This window comes from Microcoleus sp. Pol7_B2, from assembly GCF_036701035.1.
In the GTDB taxonomy this organism is placed as follows: Bacteria; Cyanobacteriota; Cyanobacteriia; order Cyanobacteriales; family Microcoleaceae; genus Microcoleus.
Genome location: NZ_JAUBQB010000003.1, coordinates 64,321 through 82,630, shown reverse-complemented (window position 1 = coordinate 82,630; position 18,310 = coordinate 64,321). Strand labels below are relative to the sequence as shown.

Below are 18,310 nucleotides of genomic sequence, written 5' to 3'. Positions count from 1 at the left end.
GAACAATCCCAGTTACAACTCCATCAGACTCAGAGTGAATTGGAACAATCCCAAGCAATCCAGCACCAGACTCAGAGTGAATTGGAACAATCCCAAGCAATCCAGCACCAGACTCAGAGCGAATTGGGACAATCCCAGTTACAACTCCATCAAACTCAGAGTGAATTGGAACAATCCCAGTTACAACTCCATCAAACTCAGAGTGAATTGGAACAATCCCAGTTACAACTCCATCAGACTCAGAGTGAATTGGAACAATCCCAAGCAATCCAGCATCAAACTCAGAGTGAATTGGAACAATCCCAGTTACAACGGCACCAAACTCAGAGTGAATTGGAACAATCCCAGTTACAACTGCACCAAACTCAGAGCGAATTGGAACAATTCCAGTTACAACTGCACCAAACTCAGAGTGAATTGGAACAATTCCAGTTACAACTGCACCAAACTCAGAGTGAATTGGAACAATTCCAAGCACTCCAGCACCAAACTCAGAGTGAATTGGAACAATTCCAAGCACTCCAGCACCAAACTCAGAGTGAATTAGAACAATTCCAGTTACAACTCCATCAGACTCAGAGTCAATTGGAACAATCCCAGTTACAACTCCATCAGACTCAGAGTGAATTGGAAAGATTAAAGTTTTCGCAAGCTAGGGTTAGAGAAACTGAGGTCAAAAGTCAGATGCAGTACAAAGACTTATTGTGGGAGGGGTGGTACGCTTATTGCAAAGGCGATAGGGCGGGGATGGCTAACTTTCTTAAAGAATCCTTGAAGTGCACGCCTTTTTCAACAACAGAAACAGTTTTGAACTGGTTAGAAAATTTTGCTAGATTTTCGTCAGAAAAAGGAGAGATCCTCGATACCAATACCTTAGTTAACTCAGCAGAATGGAAAGAATTGATGCGTCGTAGCATTAATGGCAAAACTGCGCTAACCATCCATTAGTAAGAGATTGCAAGCAAGCTATGATGACAAAATCGGGTCTCAATATTGAGAAAACTATCATTAAGCATCAGCCATTGATTGTTAATGACGAGCCAAGCCTCACAAATCCAGTCTCGCAAATGGCCACCGAGGCCCAGTGTCGATCGGATGCATTCTACTATTGGTGTCAGGAAACTCGTCTCCCACACGAGCCAATCTTTCATCGAAAACTGTGGGAGTACGCCTATATCCTCCAGTGCCTGTCAGAGACGGGCATGATGTCACCAGGCAGGCGCGGACTAGGTTTTGGTGTCGGCCAGGAACCGTTAGTAGCTGTAATGGCTGCGCGAGGCTGTCAAGTGGTGGCCACAGACTTAGATTCAGAGGAGGCCACTAAGCAGGGATGGGCAGGTACCGGTCAATATGCAGCCACGCTAGAGGCACTTAACGATCGCGGCATTTGCCCCCCTAATCGCTTTTCGGCACTGGTAAAGTACCGGATAGCGGACATGAATAAAATAGATCCTGATTTGGTCGGCTTCGATTTTGTCTATTCGTCTTGCGCTTTCGAGCACGTCGGCTCGATCGAACTGGGGCTGCAATTCGTCAAAAACAGCCTTAAGTGCCTGCGTCCGGGCGGAATAGCAGTACACACCACCGAATTCAACGTTTTTTCTAATGACGCGACGATCGACCACCAACAGACTGTACTGTTTCGACGGCAGGACATCGACCGACTCGCAGCAGATTTGACAAGCCAAGGACACGAAATAGTCCTCAACTACAACACTGGAAGCGGGCCCTTTGATCGTCACATAGACGTACCGCCCTGGTCGGGGATACACTTAAAGCTTCAGTTGGAACAATATGTCACAACATCCTTGGGGCTGCTCATTCAAAAGGGTTCATAGATTAAATCGTTTTTCAATCATATTCAGACATTTCTACTCAGCCAAAACCAAGACGAATGTTAAATCATCAACTAAATAATTCTTTGGGTGTAAATTTAGCCGGTCATATAACCGGAGATTTTGGGCTAGCGGAAGCGGCTAGAGGAAATCTCAGAGCCCTAGAAGCAGCCAGAATTCCCTTTGCAGCTAAGGATCTGAAAATAGATTGGCTACCCAACTCCGATACCAGCTACAAAAAATTTTCCGACGACAATCCATATCCAATAAACATTATCCAAACCAACCCCAATTGGGTTGAGCAGATTTTAGCAGGATACTTTCCCGGCATTAATTCTGAATATTTCAAAGGCAAATACAATATAGGTGTCTGGTTATGGGAACTGCCCGTATTTCCCTCTGAATGGCAGTGGGCCTTTGATTTATTTGATGAAATTTGGACTACCAGTAACTTTTGTGCAGAAGCATTTTCTGCCGTCTCCCAAGTTCCTGTACTCAAAATTCCTGTTAGCCTCGCCTTCCCGCAACCATTATTAACAAGAGAGAACCTCAACTTACCCAAAGATAAATTTATTTTTCTATTCATGTTTGACTTTGGCAGTTCCTTTGAACGGAAAAATCCCTTTGCCACCGTTGAGGCATTTAAACGAGCTTTTGGTAAATCTAATCCAGATGTTTTACTCGTTCTCAAGTTTGCCAATGCTCATCTTTTTCCGCAACGGCGACAGGAACTAATGGATTTGGCTGAGGGTTGGTCATCTCTTCAGTTTATAGACGGACATTTGCAAAAAGAAGAGATTCATGCTTTGGTTAATAGTTGTGACTGTTATGTGTCTTTGCATAGGGCTGAGGGCTTCGGTTTAACAATGTCTGAAGCTATGTACTACGGCAAGCCAGTTATTGCCACAGCCTATTCATCTAATATGGAATTTATGAATGTTGGCAATAGTTTTCCTGTCAAATACGAGCTGGTGACAACAACGGAAGATTATGGAGCTTACCCCAAAGGCAGTGTCTGGGCGGAACCAGATATCGATCATGCTGCGTCTCTCATGCAGTGTGTATTTGAGAATTATCAGGAAGCTCAGAAAACAGGAAAAATAGCAGCCAAGGAAATCAGAGCTTTATTAAACCCTCAAGCTGTAGGTATAAAAATAAAAAATCGCCTTGAATTTATCAGGGCACATCTAAATCATACCCAGTTGTCAAATCGGTTCCATGAACTTCAGACAGAAAGAGATCTATTGGCTCGTCAAGCCCAAGCTTGGAGGCAGACAGCATTACAGGTACAGAAAGAGTTAGCAAAATACTCTTAATTTCAACCGCAATAGCACTTAGTTGTCAAGTATTTATTCTAGATATTTCATAAGTAAAAGACGAACAATGTTCAATCAAACAATAGATTCTAATTTCGGCATCAATTTTATTGGACACCTGAGCGGTGAATATGGTCTGGGAGAAGGTTCGAGGGCCACTCTCAGAGCGATCGAAGCGGCTGGAATTCCCTTTGCACTCAAAGATATTAAAGTAGATTGGCATCGAAATTTAGACAACAGCTACACAAGTTTTTCCGAGCAAAATCCCTATCCCATTAACCTGATTCATACTCTGCCAGAACCCGTTGTTTTCAACATGGTCGATCGCGAATGCTTTAAAGGTCGATACAATATTGGCTTCTGGGCGTGGGAACTGCCGCTATTTCCTCCAGGGTGGCTGTACGCTTTTTCTTTATTTGACGAGATATGGACTTATAGCAATTACTGCGCTGAAGCGATCGCGCCCGTATCCCCCGTCCCTGTGATTAAGATGATGTCCAGCCTTGAATTTCCCGAACCGTCATTTGATAGAGAACAATTAGGATTACCCCAAGACAAATTTATTTTTTTGTTCATGTTTGACTTCCACAGTACCATAGGTCGCAAAAATCCCTTTGCTACTTTGGAGGCATTTAAGCGAGCTTTTGCTCAATCGAATGAAGATGTCTTACTGGTACTCAAGTTTTCTAATGGCAACTTTTTCCCCAAAGAACGAGACCAACTCAAAGCGCAAGCAGCAGGCTGGCCTGTTCACTTTATAGATGGGCATTTAAAGAGAGAAGAACTTCATGCTTTAGTTGCCAATTGCGACTGCTATGTTTCCCTGCACAGGGCCGAAGGTTTTGGTTTGACAATGGCGGAAGCGATGTACTACGGCAAACCCGTAATCGCGACTGGCTACTCATCTAATATGGAATTTATGAATGTCGGCAATAGTTTTCCAGTAAAATATGACATAGTGACGCTGACCGAAGATTATGGGCCTTACTTTAAAGGCAATTACTGGGCAGATCCCAGTATCGAGCATGCAGCATCATTAATGCAGTATGTTGTTGAAAATCCCCAAGCATCCCAGCAAGTAGGAGCAAGAGCAGCTCAAGAAATCAAGTCTTTACTGAGTCCTAAACTTCAAGGCATCAAAATCAAAAATCGGTTGGAAATCATTAGAAACAGAATGAACCAATCTACAAACTGGTCAACTCGTATCCATCAGATGCAGCAAGAGACGGCTTTGGCTCACTCCCAAATCCAAGTTTGGCGCCAGACAACACAGCAAGTTCAATCTGAAGTAGCGCAATACCAAAGGCTTGCTAATACTTGACAAATTTGATTTACTGTAAATATTTTTGATTAGGAGTTCAATCATGTTCAATAACACAAATTTTAAGTTTGGAGTTAATATTATCGGTCATGTGAGTGGCGAGTTTGGTTTGGGCGGGGGTGTGCGAGGTACTATCAGAGCGATAGAAGCAGCTAACATTCCTTTCACAATCAAGGATCTGAAAGAAGATTCGCAACGCAACTTAGATTCTACATACACCAATTTTTCGAGCGATCATTCTTATCCCATTAATATCGTCCATACCAACCCCCACGAATCATTGTTGAATTCTATCGATCCGGAATATTTTAATAATCGCTATAATATTGGTTTTTGGATTTGGGAACTTCCGGTATTTCCTGATTTTTTTATGGGAGCTTTTAATCGATTTGATGAGGTGTGGACTTACAGTAATTACACTGCTGAAACGATTTCCGATGTCTCGCCTCTTCCCGTTGTCAAATTACCTCCTAGCATTGATTTACCGCCCAATGAGTTGGATCGAGAAGCTTTAGGATTACCCAAAGACAAATTTATTTTTCTGTTCATGTTCGACATGGGTAGCGGTTTTGAGCGAAAAAATCCTTTTGCTACCATTGAGGCGTTTAAAAAAGCTTTTGGGAAGTCTAATGAAGATGTTTTACTGATTATTAAGTTTCGACCTCATCATTATTATCAAAATCAGTACGCTCAACTAAAAGCCATAACAGAAGACTGGCCATCTATTCAACTTATCGAAGGGCATTTGAGCAAGGAAGAGGTTCATGGCTTAGTAGATAATTGTAACTGCTATGTATCGCTACATCGGGCTGAGGGTTTTGGTTTGACTATGGCGGAGGCAATGTATTACGGCAAGCCAGTCATAGCTACGGCTTATTCATCCAATACCGATTTTATGAATGTCGGCAATAGTTTTTTGGTAAAGTACGATCTAGTGGCAACGACTGAAGCTTACGGACTTTACCCAAAAGGTAGTATCTGGGCTGAGCCGGATATCGATCATACAGCTTCGCTCATGCAGTATGTTTTTGAAAATTATCCGCAAGCACAGCAAGTAGGAGCGAGAGCAGCTAAGGAGATTAGGTCTTTATTCAACCCAGAGGTTATTGGTCAAAAAATTAGACATCGCCTGGAATATATTATGAGGACAATAGAAGAGAAAAAGTTGTTTGAATCGCAAGCTCAAGCTTGGAAGCAAGCAGCGCTGCTTGCTCAACAAGAATTAGATCGAGCAAAATTTCCAGTTCCGCACCCTCGCACTTAGGAAGGAAACATGGTTTTTAAGAGTTTCTTTCCTAAAGTGAAATTATCTCCAAGCATGAAAAGTTGCTCGCGCCGTTTGCGGAATAGGGAAATCTACTAAGCTCACTAATTCGACTTTGCTAAATCCGGCAACTTTCAGCATGGCTATCACGGCTGCTGGATTTGCCCCACACCAATTAGTGGGATCGTTAGCAAATTCTGTACCGGGATAAAACACCATAGCCGGTCTGTCTTCTGAAAAGAGTTCAACCGTTGTTTCCAATATCAGTTGATTTCCAGTGACGCTAAAAACTTTCTCTAAAGAGAGCAGGGGGTGACGCATATGGTAAAGTACGCCCAGGCACAGAACTAAGTCAAAAGTCCCAATTTTATCTGGAGAAAGATCTAGTATATCTATTTCCAGAGCTTGTACTTTTGAATTGAGAGCTCTCCGTGCTAGATCGAATCCCGATTTCCCATCCCAGCTATGCCACGCATACGAATCCGTTGCGAGAACGCGACTAGCACCGCGACGCTCTGCTTCAAATGAGAAAAAACCATTCCAAGTACCTATGTCAAGCACAGTCCTTCCATCTAGCTTTTCAGGCATTTTTATCCTAAGTAGCTTCTCCGCGCTATCATCCTGTCCAGGTGTGATTATTCCGTTCCCAAGATCGATCTGATGAAACCAATGTTTACTTGCTACTTGTTCTTTCAACTCATCTATGCTCAGGGGAATTACAGGAAAATCATCAGCAGGTGGAATAAATTCTTTCACCATTTCCCTATTGGGCATTGTGAAGCTTGTCATTAATTGGCTGCCCCTCTCTTCCTCTGGAAGGCGCTCCTGAAATTCATGGGCCTCAAGCATCTTTTTTATAACACTGGCTCGGCTCAAACCTAACTTTAGTTCATTTAACCAACCTTCTAATCCATCAGGATCAGCTTCGCGTTCAAAGATTACCCAATAGGCCATCCAGAGATAACTTTTGTCGTTTTTCGCATGAGTGGATAAAGTCTTTTGGATGGATTCTTCCAAGCGTTTAGTTGCTTCAGGGTTCATGGTAGTTCCTCTAATCTCGTTCATATTATTTTAAGGCAAGTAGGCTCTATTAGCCTGTATTAAATTACCAAATACAGGCTTAATTGCAGGGAAAATTAGAAAATCTTGGGTTCTAACTCTAAGGCGTGACGGTAACAAGAACTCGCTTCATCAATTTGCCCTTTCTTAGTCAAAACTTCACCCAAATTATAGTGGAACCAAGAGAAATCAGGCTTAAGTTCGATCGCGCGGCGATAACAAGCGATCGCCCCCTCCAAATCTCCTAGAGGTCGCAGCATATCCCCTAAATTGTTATGGATATAGGGATCGTCAGGTTTTAACTCGATCGCGCGACGGTAACAGTTCATCGCTTCCACCCGCTGACCTTTTGCACTCAAAGCATCGCCTAACAATTGGTAAGGTTTATACTCATTTGGTTGAACATCAATAGCGCGGCGGTAACAAGCGATCGCCCGATCCATATCATTCTTTTGCGCGAATATCAACCCCAACTGCAAGTGCGCCTCACCGCATTCGGGATTTACCTGCAACGCCATCTGATAAAAGACGATCGCCCCATCCGGCCAACTGTGCCGCACCAAAGCATCAGCCAACTCAACATAAAGGTCAGCATCATTCGGCGCAATCTCCAGGGCCTTGTGATACAACTGCACGTCATCACGATTATCCTGAATCGCCCGCCGGTACAAACGCATCGCCTCCTTCAAATCCCACTGCGATCGCATCCTCAAAGCATCCGCCAACTTTTGCGAAAGCCACGGCAAATCCGCCTGAATTTCCGCAGCGCGGCGGTAAGCGGCGATCGACTCATCCCACCGTTCCAGCTTCTCAAAAGCCGTCCCCATGTTGTAATAAGTCCACGGAAAATCAGGATTCAACTCGGCCGCGCGTCGGTAAACATCGATCGCTTCCTCCCACCTTTCCATTTCTAGCAGCGCGTCGCCCAATTTGCTCTGCGACCAGAAGAAATTCGGATTGAGTTCGTTAGCACGCCGGTAGGCAACAACTGCCTCATCCCAACGTTCCAAATTCACCAGCGCTTCTGCTAAATTGTTGTGCGCCCAAAAATGGTCGGGATTGAGTTCTATCGACCTTTGGTAAGCCGAAATTGCCTCTTCCCACCTTCCCAGTTTAATCAGTGCGTCTGCTAAATAGTTGTGCGACCAACTGAAATCTGGATTTAATTCTGTTGCTTTGCGGTAAGCATTTACAGCTTCTTCCCACCGTTCCAACTTCAGCAACACATCGGCTAAATTGTTGTGAGACCAGCTAAAATCTGGATTTAATTCGATCGCCTTGCGGTAAGCATTTACAGCTTCTTCCCACCGTTCCAACTTAACCAGCGACTCAGCTAAATTGTTGTGCGACCAAGAAAGAGCAGGATTGTTTCTAATAGCATTAGTGTAAGCATCTACCGCCGCTTCCCACTGTTCTTGACCCTTAAGAATTTCGCCCAATTCGTGATAAGCTGCGCCTGCATTTGGGTTCAACTCAACCGCGCGCCGGTAACACTCAATTCCCTTCTCTACCTTACCTTGCTCGATCAAAGTTTTGGCTAAATTTTCGTGTTCCTCAGCCGTGCCTGATTTGGGGTCGATCGCAAATGCTCGATACCAAGCCTCAGCCGCCTCCTCGGACTTGCCTAACTGACTTAACAGTTTCGCAAAATTGCGGAAAGCACCTGCAAAATCAGGTTTCAGGGCGATCGCCTTTTCGTAAGCAGAAACGGCTTGCTGCCACTGTTCTTGCTGCGCGCAAATGCTGCCGTAATTAGCGTATGCTTCGGCAAAATTTGGGTTAATTTCTATTGCTTTGACATAGCAACTTTTAGCTTCATCAATTTTTCCGCCAGCTTGCAGGGCGTTGCCCAGCATTTTGTAAAGTGGCGCTTCCGGCTTAATTTGCAGCGCCTTTTTGCAAGCTGCGATCGCCTGTTCCAATTTACCCTGAGCAAAATAGCCTTCTGCCAATATTTTGTATGCTTCTGGATCTTCTATATTAATTGTAGAATTAACTGGCTGCTGCTGCACTGGCTGCTGCACTGGCTGCTGCACTGGCTGCTTAACTGCGGTTGCTGCAGGCGGCTGCTTAACTGCACCGTTTTTCGCAGTTGCACCCGCCAAAGTTTGCTGTCCCTCGCTGCCATTTCTCGCATTAGCTGCGTTCAGTTCAATAGCTTTGCGATAATATGCTGTCGCTTCCTCTAACTTGCCTTGTTTTTTTAGCGCTTCGCCCAAATTTTGGTAAGCTGTCGCCACATTAGGATTTAATTTTATGGCGTGATCGTAACAGGCGATCGCTTCGGGGTATTTTTCCTGCCGAAAAAAAGCGTCGCCCATATTCAAGTGTTCCCCAGGCGCTACTTTTTCCGGTTCCAAACTAAATGCTTGATACCAGCACTGCTGGGCTTCTTCCGGTTTGCTAATTTGTCCGAATACTTTTGCTAAATTCCGGTACACTCCCGCGAAATTCGGCTTAATCGCGATCGCCTTTTGATAAAATCCGATCGCCTCCTGCCATTTTTGCTGCTGCGCGCCCAGGCTACCCAAATTCGCGTATACTTCCGCAAAATTCGGTTCTATTTCAATCGCTTTAGCGTACCAGTGCCGCGCCTCTTCCATCCTGCCTTGAGCTTGCAGCGCGTTGCCCAAAGTCTTGTAAGCTGGTGCAAAATTGGGGTGAATCTTCAAAGCTTGCTCGCAGGATGCGATCGCTTCTTCTATTTTTCCTTGGGATAAGTATGTTTCTCCCTGTTGGTTAAATTGAACCGCTGTTGATTCTGTATTCACTGTTGATGGCATATGGGCGGCGGCTCCAGAGGCAGGAATTAAATAAGGTAGTCTAAACGTTTCACAATTATACTCGCGTTTGACACTAAGAGTAGCGGGCTTGTTCCCCTAATTCTTAATTTTTTTGATTCCCGCTGCTGGCGAGGAACCGGGATTCTCGGCTGATTTTTTGATTTTACGGCTAAATATGTAAGAATCAGTACGGTTTCTGGCAGATTTGCGCGCCCGTCGCGACTTTTGTAGCTTCTGGCGATCGCCCGTTTTGTAAAGCAAAGTAAACAATGCCGGTTCTTGCTTGTGGGAGGCTTTGTTGTGGACTGGGCAAGGGAGTCCACCTAAAAAATATTACAAACTGCCCAAAATCGGCGCTCCAACCCAAACGAGAATAGCCTTTTTAGCAAAAAACGATCGCCCTTTTGCGAGAAAGCGATCGCCCTTTTTTTCAACCATTAGTTAACAACTATTAGCAATTACTAATTAAGCTGCTGCGGCTGCGTCTTCTTCTGCGTCTTCTGCTTCAGAACCTGCTTGAATTCCCAGCACGGTAACAACCACCTGATCTGGTTCGCCGAGAGCTACCACTCCCGCAGGCAAAACTAATTCGTGAATGTGCAGCGCATCCCCTAACTTTAAATTAGAAATATCTACTTCAATTGCTTCAGGAATGCTGTCAGGTTTGCACTTAACTGCCAGTTGCGTCAGCACGGTATCCAAGATGCCGCCTTCTAACTTGACGCCGACAGCTTCGCCGACAAAATTCAGCGACACTTCAACTTCCAGGGAGTCTTGAGTTGCCACGGAGAAAAAGCTCAGGTGGTAAGGATAGCCCTTCCAAGGATGAACTTGAACTTCACGCAGCAAGGTTTTTCCGCTCCAAGAGAGGTCGGGAATGCTGAGATCAATTAGGGTATTGTTGACTACGTGCTTTTTGAGCAGGTGTTCAACTGTTTTGGCTTTGATGGTAAGGGAAATAGATTCAGAGCCTTTGTGGCCGTAGAGGACGGCGGGAATCAATCCAGAGCGGCGGAGGGCGTTAGGTTTGCTGCCTTCTGCCCGCTTTTGACATTCTACTGCGAGTTCCATTTTATGACTTTCTGTTGATTGTTTTTACATTTTATCAAATTTATGCTACAGCGATCGAAGTTAATTAAATTCGCTGAATATTTGATAATAATAACTGGGAATTGGGAATTGGGAATTTGGCTATTCTCCGAATCTCGGTCTCTTCAACTCACCCAATCTCCCCATCAATATTTCCCAATCTAAAATCTCAAACCTAAAATGGTTTGGCGGGATGACCGTCTGCTGAAAGCAAAGCGCGTTTCGGGCCGTGAATCGGGTCTTCTACAATAATAGTTTGGTCGCGGCTGGCACCGAGAGAAACAATTGCGATCGGCACTTCCATCAAGTCTGCCAAAAACTTTAGATAATCCAATGCTTGCGGCGGTAAATCTTCCAAATTCCGGCACTCTTCCGTAGATTGTTTCCAACCGGGAAGAGTTTCGTAAATAGGTTTGCAGCGAGCAAAGATCCGGGAACTTTTCGGGAAATCAACACATCTTTCGCCGTCAATTTCGTAAGCAACGCAAACTTTTATTTCTTCTAATTCATCCAAAACATCTAGTTTGGTAATTGCCAGACAGTCAAGGCCGTTGATGCGGACTGCGTAGCGGCCGATTACCGCATCGAACCAACCGCAGCGGCGTTTTCTGCCCGTTGTAGTGCCGAATTCTGCACCTCGCTCGCCCAAAATTGCGCCTATTCCATCTACCATTTCGGTAGGGAAGGGGCCTTCTCCGACGCGGGTTGTATAAGCTTTTGCTACGCCAATTACGCGATCAATCGCTGTCGGCCCTACTCCTGTTCCCACACAAGCCCCACCAGCGATGGGATTGCTCGAAGTAACGTAAGGATAAGTGCCGTGGTCTAAGTCTAATAATGTGCCTTGCGCGCCTTCAAACAGAATATTTTTCCGCTTGTGAATTCCCTCATAAATTTTCAGAGAACTATCTACTACGTGCGGTCGCAAACGTTCCGCATAAACTCGATATTCATCAATTACATCTTGCGGATTTAAAGGCGGCAAATTGTAGAGTTTTTCGAGAAGGACATTTTTACAATTAATCGTCCATTCCAGTTGTTCTTGCAACCCTTCCAAGTCCATTAAATCGAGCATCCGAATGCCAGTGCGTTCGGACTTGTCGGCGTAAGTAGGGCCAATTCCGCGTCCCGTCGTCCCGATTTTATAATTTCCCCGCTGGGTTTCCGATGCTACATCAATTAATCGATGATAGGGCATGGTTACGTGAGCAGTTTCCGAAATCATCAGCGAGGCCGTCGAAATATTCAGTGCCTCTAGCTGGTCTAACTCTGCAATTAAAACTTTGGGGTCGATGACCGTACCGCAGCCGATAATACACTCTTTATCAGGGTAGAGAATCCCAGACGGAATTAAGTGCAGCTTGAAAGTCTGACCGTTAACTACCACGGTGTGACCCGCGTTGACGCCCCCTTGGTAGCGGACAACGATATCTGCGGATTTGCTGAGCAAATCGGTAATTTTGCCTTTTCCTTCATCGCCCCACTGGGCGCCGATCACAACTACGTTAGCCAAGGGTTTCTCGCGTTCAGTTCAGGTTGACACAATCTCCGATTATCTATGAATGCGTCCCAAATGTCAATCAATTTTAAATTTTAGATTTTGGATTTGAGATTTGAGAGGCTACGCCACGGATACATCGGTTCACAGGTCGATCGGATACGCAAATTAGTGAGAGCCGATCCACTGACGAGTCCGGGGGCAACAGACCCAATTGCTTTCGGTCAAATTAATTTTTGTTACAATCGAGAAAATTGAGGCTTTTTTGCCATGACTTTACACGCTGAGTTGCACCGCCATCTGGGCGGTTCTGTCGTTCCTAGGGTGCTGTGGCGGTATTTCGATCGCCACAATGCTGAGATGGTTAATCGATTTCAAAAATACTCGGATTTTGAGGAATTTTACACTCGTCCCCGCAATACTCTCAATGAGTATTTGGAACTGCACACGCTAGTAGAAAGCGTTCAAACTGTTGAGACTTTGCCTTATTTTATCTATCGGTTGATGCGGGGCGCTTACGTGTTTGAAAATATGGCTTATTTGGAGTTGCGCTATACGCCTTATTTGCGGACTCCAGAACATTTGGAACAGTCAGAACGCATTGATTTGATGGCAGAAATTGTAAAGGTTGTGGGCAAGGCAAGTCAAATTAGCGATTGTCCGATTGTTACCAGCCAAATTTTGTGTATGCACTCGCGTTTGCCTTATGAGGTGAATCGGGCGATCGTAGATTTGGCGGCCGGGATGCGAGAATATGTTTGCGCGATCGATATAGCTGGGGGCGATGATTGTATTGGCGAGCGTTTGGAGGAGTTTGTCGGATTGTACCAGTATGCGAGGTCGATCGGCATCAAAACTACCGGCCACCTCTACGAAACTACGTCTGGTTGTTATCCCGAACTTCTGCCTTATCTGATGCGTATCGGCCACGGGATTCAAATTCCTTTAAAATATCCCGAACTGCTGCCAGAAGTCGCGCGCAGGGGTCAATGCTTGGAAGTTTGCCCGACTACCTATCTAAAAACGGGGACGTTGCAGGATATGCGCGAATTGAAGGTTGTGTTCGATCGATGTTTTGAAGCTGGCGTCGATATTGCCATTTGCACCGACAACGCGGGATTGCACAACGTGCGGCTGCCTTTCGAGTACGAGAATTTGTTAACTTTGGATATCATTGATTTTCGGCAGTTGCAAGCGTGTCAAGAAGCTGCTTTCCGCCATGCTTTCGCCTGGCCCTACGGGGAGCGACCTGTGAAAATGCTAACTGGTTTGTTGCAGCATGAGTCTGCGGAGGCGATCGTTAATTAGCAAATAATATCTATTTAATGAACCGCGAAGGCGCGAAGGAAGACAAAGAAGAAGATAGGTAGATGTTTTCAGGTAAAGACTCTACTTGGAAATGAAAAAAACCTCTTTCTTCTCTTCCTTCGCGCTCTTTGCGTCTTCGCGGTTCGTTTAAAAGAGATGTTTGTAAAATTATAATAAGTGTCGGGCGATCTCCGATCGGTAGCAAGTTATAGTTTGGAGGCAGAATCATCAATATAAAAAGATAAAAAAACGATGACAAATATGGACGCTTACTGGATGCCATTCACGGCAAACCGACAGTTTAAAGCCAATCCGCGAATATTGGTTTCGGCAAAAGATATGCACTTTACAAGCGATGATAACCGCTCAATTTTAGATGGTACTGCGGGGCTGTGGTGCGTGAATGCAGGACACGCCCGCGAGACAATTGCCGAAGCAGTTAAACAGCAGGTTTTGCGTTTGGATTACTCTCCGGCTTTTCAGATGGGACATCCGGGTGCTTTTGAATTGGCGGAACGTTTGGTGAAGATGATTCCGGGCAATTTCGATCGCGTTTTCTTTACTAATTCTGGCTCGGAATCTGTGGAAACAGCGTTAAAAATTGCGATTGCTTATCACCGGGTGAAAGGTGAAGGAACTCGCCAAAGATTGATCGGTAGGGAACGCGGCTATCACGGCGTTGGTTTTGGGGGAATTTCTGTCGGCGGTATCGGTACAAACCGCAAGTTTTTTGGCAGTTTGCTAACGGGAGTCGATCATTTGCCTCACACTCACAATCTCGAACACAATGCTTTCAGCCGCAAACAACCGGAATGGGGAGCGCATTTGGCGGATGAATTGGAGCGGATTGTCGCTTTGCACGATGCGTCGAATATTGCAGCGGTAATTGTGGAACCAGTGGCTGGTTCTACAGGGGTTTTGATTCCCCCGAAAGGTTATTTGGAGCGACTGCGGGCGATTTGCGACAAATACGGAATTCTGCTAATTTTTGATGAGGTAATTACCGGATTCGGGCGTTTAGGTTCCAGTTTTGCAACGGAATATTTTGGGGTGGTTCCCGATATTGTGACGGCGGCGAAAGGGATAACTAACGGTACGGTGCCGATGGGGGCGGTGTTTGTGAAAGAAGGCATTTATGATGCTTTTATGAATGCTCCTGAAAATGCGATCGAGCTTTTTCACGGTTATACTTATTCTGGTCATCCTCTGGCTTGTGCGGCTGCTTTGGCGACGCTGGATATTTATGAGGAAGAAAGGCTGTTTGAACGAGCCGATAAGATGGCTGGTTACTGGGAAGATGCGGTGCATTCTTTGAAGGGGGTGCGCCACGTAATTGATGTTCGGAATCTGGGACTTGTCGCCGGGATTGAGTTAGAATCTCTTGCTGGGAAGCCGGGGAAACGGGCTTTTGATTGTTTTATTCAGTGCTATGAAAAAGGGTTGCTAATTCGCACGACTGGTGATATTATTGCTTTGTCGCCACCGTTGATTATTGAGAAGGAACATATCGATCGCATTGTGGAAATTTTGACAGGGGTTTTACACGAGATGGAGTAGGATTTAACGAACCGCGAAGGCGCGTTCGGCGAAGCCGTTCCTGGAGGGTAGGACGCGAAGGAAGAGCAAGAAGAAGATAGGTAGATGTTTTCAGGTAAAGACTCTAGTTGGAAAGGAGAAAAACCTCTCTCTTTATTCCTTCGCGCTCTTTGCGTCTTCGCGGTTCGTTCAAATAATTAAAAAGCGCTATAATAATTGATAACTAACGACGAATGACAAATAACTATGGTGCAATTAACGGCAAAAATCTCTGCTAATGAGTTAGCAAATTTGGCTGTAGATTTGATTCGTAAAACAGGTTGCGAGTACGGTGATGTGCGTTTTTGCACTTACCGAAGGCAGAATCTTTACGCGCGCGATCGATCTTTAAGTCAACTGTCAGATAATGTAAGTTCCGGTTTTGGCGTGCGAGTGCTTCTAGACGGCGCTTGGGGGTTTGCCGCCAGTCACAGCAAAACACCGGCAGAGGTTGCAAGAATAGTCGCTTTGGCTGTAGAAATCGCTAAAGGCAGCCGCTTAACTCAAAAGGAACCGGTGCGGTTAGTGCCTGTCGAAAAATATGTCGATACCTACATTACTCCCATCACCATTGACCCTTTTTCGGTACCGGTTGCTGAGAAAGCTGAACTGCTGCTAACTATCAACGAGAAGCTGCTAGCACACGGCGCACAAGGCATCAAAAAAGCTGATTCTTTTTTGCAGTCCAGCCGCGAAGACAAGGTTTTTGCTTCCACAGAAGGCTCGCTAATCGAACAAACAATCTACCGCAGCTATCCGGGCTTTGACTGTACGGCAATTGCGGGCGGCGATGCCCAAAGTCGCAGTTACGAACGCCCGCCCCTGAATATCGGTTACGAACATATTAATCCCGATGATTTGTTGAGTCAAGTTGAAAGAGTTGCTGCCGAAGCTATTGAGAAAGTCCGCGCTCCTAAAATCCCTGCTGGTATTTGCAAATCCCTGATTCTTAAGCCGACAAATTTGTTTTTGACAATCCACGAATCAGTAGGACATCCAACTGAATTAGACCGGGTTTACGGCTACGAATCTAATTTTGCCGGCACGAGCTTTGCTACTACTGATAAGTTAAATAAACTGCAATACGCTGCACCTTGGGTGAATTTTAAGTGCGATCGCACTCAGCCAGGGGGCCGCGGTACAATGGGTTACGATGATGAGGGCGTAAAATCACAAGATTGGTACGTTGTCAAGGATGGGGTTTTAGTTGATTATCTCACTGACAGAGAGACGGCTTATCGCCTCGGACGCGGTAGCAGCAACGGTTCTGCTTACGCTGACAGTTGGTCGAGCGTGCCGATGGTCAGAATTCCCAATTTGGGATTGGAACCGGGCCCGGATGGCGGCAGCCATACTGCTACTTTGGCACAGATGATTGCTGATACCGAAGACGGGATTTTAATCGACGGTATCGGTAGTTATTCAATCGACCAGCAGCGGCGCAATTTTCAATTCGGCGGCGATGCTTTTTGGAAGGTGGAAAAAGGTAAAGTTGTCGGTATGTTGAAGGATGTAACTTATCAGGCGATGACTACTGATTTCTGGAATCAAATAGATGCGATCGGGCCGGCTTCGGAGCAGGTTCAGTGCGGTACTAATATGTGCGGAAAGGGCGAGCCGATGCAAGTTGCTCAGATGACTCATGCTTGTGTGCCGGTGCGAGTGAGGGATATTCAAATTGGGTAATAGGGCATGGGGCATGGGGCATCGGTTCTTACTTATTAGTTAATTGCTAACCATGCCCAATTCGCAATGCCCAATTTGCAATACCCAATTCGCAATGCCCAATTCGCAATGCCCAATTCGCAATGCCTAATTATTAATCATGATTGTAACAACATCGCCCGCAAGTTTAAGTGAAGACCAAGCCTTATCTGTAGTAGAAAAAGCAGTCAAACTATCCAAAGCAGAGGAAGTATTTGTCAGTCTCTCTACTGGCGAGGAATCTCTTTCGAGATTCTCGGAAAATCAAATCAGTCAAAATATCAGCAAAACTGTATTTAGCCTGATCATTACTAGCTATTTTGGCAACAAAAGCGCCTCTGCTGCGGTTACAGAATTTGATGAAGATGCGATCGCCTCCGCAGTCAAGCGATCGGAAGAATTGGCCAGAATTGCGCCGGCAGACCCCGAATGGATGCCGCTGCTGCAGCCTCAAACCTACGATTTGCGATCGCCCGCATTCGACGCAGCAACCGCAACTATATCGCCTCTAGCGCGGGCAGAAATGGTGCAGCAAGCTTGCGCGAGATCCTCCCAGGGGGGCGCTCATGGTTCGGGCACTTTGAGCACTGAGGCGTCGCTGTACGCGATCGCCTCGTCAACCGGACTCCGCGCCTGCAACCAGTCTACCAAGGCGGATTTCAGCTTTACTGCTCGCGTTGAAGACGGTTCTAGCTGGGCTCAGAGCACTGCTTGGAGTATCAACGAATTGCCGATCGCCGAATTAGCAGAACAAGTGCTCGATCGGGCGATCGCATCTCGCAACCCCCGCCCCATCACTCCCGGCGTTTATCCGGTAATCCTTGACGGCGCTGCTTTTGCGGGCTTGCTACCGTGGGTGATTTGGGGGCTGGATGCGAGGGCGGCGGACGAGGGGCGATCGTTTATGTCGATCGCCGATTCAGAGGGAAAACCAGCGGGAAACCGCGCGGGGGAACAACTTTTTAGCCCGTTAGTGCAAGTGCAGCGCGATCCGGCTCATCCTTTGCTGCGATCGAATACTTTTTTCGGCGACGGATTGAGCAATAACTATTTGGAAATCATCAAAGATGGCGTCCCTCAAAGTTTGTCTTATTCCCGCTACTGGGCCGCACAAAAAGGCAAAGAGGCAAAAGGTGCTTATTACCCGATCGTGATGACAGGTTCCGACCAAAGTTTAGCAGATTTAGTTGCTCAAACGGAGCGAGGAATTTTCGTCAGTCGAGCTTGGTACGTGCGTTACGTTAATCCGAAAACATTGGAAGTAACGGGAATGACTCGCGACGGTACTTTTTGGATTGAGGATGGCAAAATTGCTTACCCGATTAAAAACCTGCGTTTCAATCAAGTTTTACCTGATATGTTGCGCGATGTAGATGCAGTTAGTACGGTGAAGCGTTACGGCGGTAGTGTCGTGCCCGGAGTGCGGGTGAAAGCTTTTAATTTCACCAGTATTACTGACAGTTTGTAACTCGCACATTATACCGTATGGTGCGTCGGCCTCCTACGGTATAATCTGCAAATTCAATCTAAAATCTGGCGGCGATGCACCCTACAAGAT

General features: G+C 45.8%; 13 protein-coding genes and 1 pseudogene. 9 read left to right on the top strand and 5 right to left on the bottom strand.

Annotated elements, in window-relative coordinates; translation table 11 throughout:
* The 5 genes and pseudogenes from QUA57_RS02110 to QUA57_RS02090 all read left to right on the top strand — a co-directional run.
* Positions 1-948 (top strand): annotated as a pseudogene (locus tag QUA57_RS02110) (hypothetical protein); the annotation flags it as partial.
* A 20-nt stretch (positions 949-968) separates the two neighbouring features.
* Positions 969-1,838 carry a methyltransferase domain-containing protein gene (locus QUA57_RS02105; RefSeq protein WP_333059176.1) on the top strand — a complete coding sequence of 290 codons (870 nt, stop codon included), beginning with the start codon at positions 969-971 and terminating at the stop codon, positions 1,836-1,838.
* 56 nt (positions 1,839-1,894) lie between these two features.
* Positions 1,895-3,151 (top strand): glycosyltransferase family 4 protein, encoded by a 1,257-nt coding sequence (locus QUA57_RS02100; protein ID WP_333059175.1) that lies wholly within the window; start codon positions 1,895-1,897, stop codon positions 3,149-3,151.
* A gap of 67 nt (positions 3,152-3,218) precedes the next feature.
* Positions 3,219-4,472: a glycosyltransferase gene (locus tag QUA57_RS02095; protein WP_333059173.1), complete on the top strand. Its 1,254-nt coding sequence runs from the start codon at positions 3,219-3,221 to the stop codon at positions 4,470-4,472.
* 43 nt (positions 4,473-4,515) lie between these two features.
* On the top strand, positions 4,516-5,736 hold the full coding sequence (locus tag QUA57_RS02090) for a glycosyltransferase family 4 protein (protein WP_333059171.1): 1,221 nt from the start codon (positions 4,516-4,518) through the stop codon (positions 5,734-5,736).
* Positions 5,737-5,778: 42 nt separating this feature from the next.
* On the opposite strand, the gene QUA57_RS02085 is transcribed toward QUA57_RS02090, so the two are convergent.
* From QUA57_RS02085 to QUA57_RS02065, 5 genes are all read right to left on the bottom strand, one after another.
* Positions 5,779-6,777, bottom strand: coding sequence for a DUF1698 domain-containing protein (locus QUA57_RS02085; RefSeq protein ID WP_333059169.1), 999 nt, complete (start codon positions 6,775-6,777; stop codon positions 5,779-5,781).
* Between the two features lie 95 nt (positions 6,778-6,872).
* Entirely contained in the window at positions 6,873-9,578 is a 2,706-nt protein-coding gene (locus QUA57_RS02080; protein WP_333059167.1) for a tetratricopeptide repeat protein, read from the bottom strand.
* A 184-nt stretch (positions 9,579-9,762) separates the two neighbouring features.
* Positions 9,763-9,891: a hypothetical protein gene (locus tag QUA57_RS02075; protein ID WP_333250921.1), complete on the bottom strand. Its 129-nt coding sequence runs from the start codon at positions 9,889-9,891 to the stop codon at positions 9,763-9,765.
* A gap of 152 nt (positions 9,892-10,043) precedes the next feature.
* Positions 10,044-10,649 (bottom strand): 50S ribosomal protein L25/general stress protein Ctc, encoded by a 606-nt coding sequence (locus QUA57_RS02070; protein ID WP_333059165.1) that lies wholly within the window; start codon positions 10,647-10,649, stop codon positions 10,044-10,046.
* 193 nt (positions 10,650-10,842) lie between these two features.
* Complete coding sequence (locus QUA57_RS02065; RefSeq protein WP_333059163.1) at positions 10,843-12,180, bottom strand: adenylosuccinate synthase; 1,338 nt, start codon at positions 12,178-12,180, stop codon at positions 10,843-10,845.
* A 255-nt stretch (positions 12,181-12,435) separates the two neighbouring features.
* On the opposite strand from QUA57_RS02065, the gene QUA57_RS02060 reads away from it, so the two are divergent.
* The 4 genes from QUA57_RS02060 to QUA57_RS02045 all read left to right on the top strand — a co-directional run bounded on the left by QUA57_RS02060 (position 12,436) and on the right by QUA57_RS02045 (position 18,220).
* Positions 12,436-13,473 carry an adenosine deaminase gene (locus QUA57_RS02060; RefSeq protein ID WP_333059161.1) on the top strand — a complete coding sequence of 346 codons (1,038 nt, stop codon included), beginning with the start codon at positions 12,436-12,438 and terminating at the stop codon, positions 13,471-13,473.
* A gap of 252 nt (positions 13,474-13,725) precedes the next feature.
* Positions 13,726-15,030 (top strand): aspartate aminotransferase family protein, encoded by a 1,305-nt coding sequence (locus tag QUA57_RS02055; RefSeq protein ID WP_333059159.1) that lies wholly within the window; start codon positions 13,726-13,728, stop codon positions 15,028-15,030.
* Positions 15,031-15,255: 225 nt separating this feature from the next.
* Positions 15,256-16,734 carry a TldD/PmbA family protein gene (locus tag QUA57_RS02050; protein WP_333059157.1) on the top strand — a complete coding sequence of 493 codons (1,479 nt, stop codon included), beginning with the start codon at positions 15,256-15,258 and terminating at the stop codon, positions 16,732-16,734.
* Between the two features lie 139 nt (positions 16,735-16,873).
* Positions 16,874-18,220 (top strand): TldD/PmbA family protein, encoded by a 1,347-nt coding sequence (locus QUA57_RS02045; protein ID WP_333059156.1) that lies wholly within the window; start codon positions 16,874-16,876, stop codon positions 18,218-18,220.
* Positions 18,221-18,310: the final 90 nt, after the last annotated feature.

Coding starts and splice junctions, on each gene's coding strand:
- QUA57_RS02105 (WP_333059176.1), top strand. CDS start 969: ATGATGACAAAATCGGGTCTCAATATTGAGAAAACTATCATTAAGCAT.
- QUA57_RS02100 (WP_333059175.1), top strand. CDS start 1,895: ATGTTAAATCATCAACTAAATAATTCTTTGGGTGTAAATTTAGCCGGT.
- QUA57_RS02095 (WP_333059173.1), top strand. CDS start 3,219: ATGTTCAATCAAACAATAGATTCTAATTTCGGCATCAATTTTATTGGA.
- QUA57_RS02090 (WP_333059171.1), top strand. CDS start 4,516: ATGTTCAATAACACAAATTTTAAGTTTGGAGTTAATATTATCGGTCAT.
- QUA57_RS02085 (WP_333059169.1), bottom strand. CDS start 6,777: ATGAACCCTGAAGCAACTAAACGCTTGGAAGAATCCATCCAAAAGACT.
- QUA57_RS02080 (WP_333059167.1), bottom strand. CDS start 9,578: ATGCCATCAACAGTGAATACAGAATCAACAGCGGTTCAATTTAACCAA.
- QUA57_RS02070 (WP_333059165.1), bottom strand. CDS start 10,649: ATGGAACTCGCAGTAGAATGTCAAAAGCGGGCAGAAGGCAGCAAACCT.
- QUA57_RS02060 (WP_333059161.1), top strand. CDS start 12,436: ATGACTTTACACGCTGAGTTGCACCGCCATCTGGGCGGTTCTGTCGTT.
- QUA57_RS02055 (WP_333059159.1), top strand. CDS start 13,726: ATGACAAATATGGACGCTTACTGGATGCCATTCACGGCAAACCGACAG.
- QUA57_RS02050 (WP_333059157.1), top strand. CDS start 15,256: ATGGTGCAATTAACGGCAAAAATCTCTGCTAATGAGTTAGCAAATTTG.
- QUA57_RS02045 (WP_333059156.1), top strand. CDS start 16,874: ATGATTGTAACAACATCGCCCGCAAGTTTAAGTGAAGACCAAGCCTTA.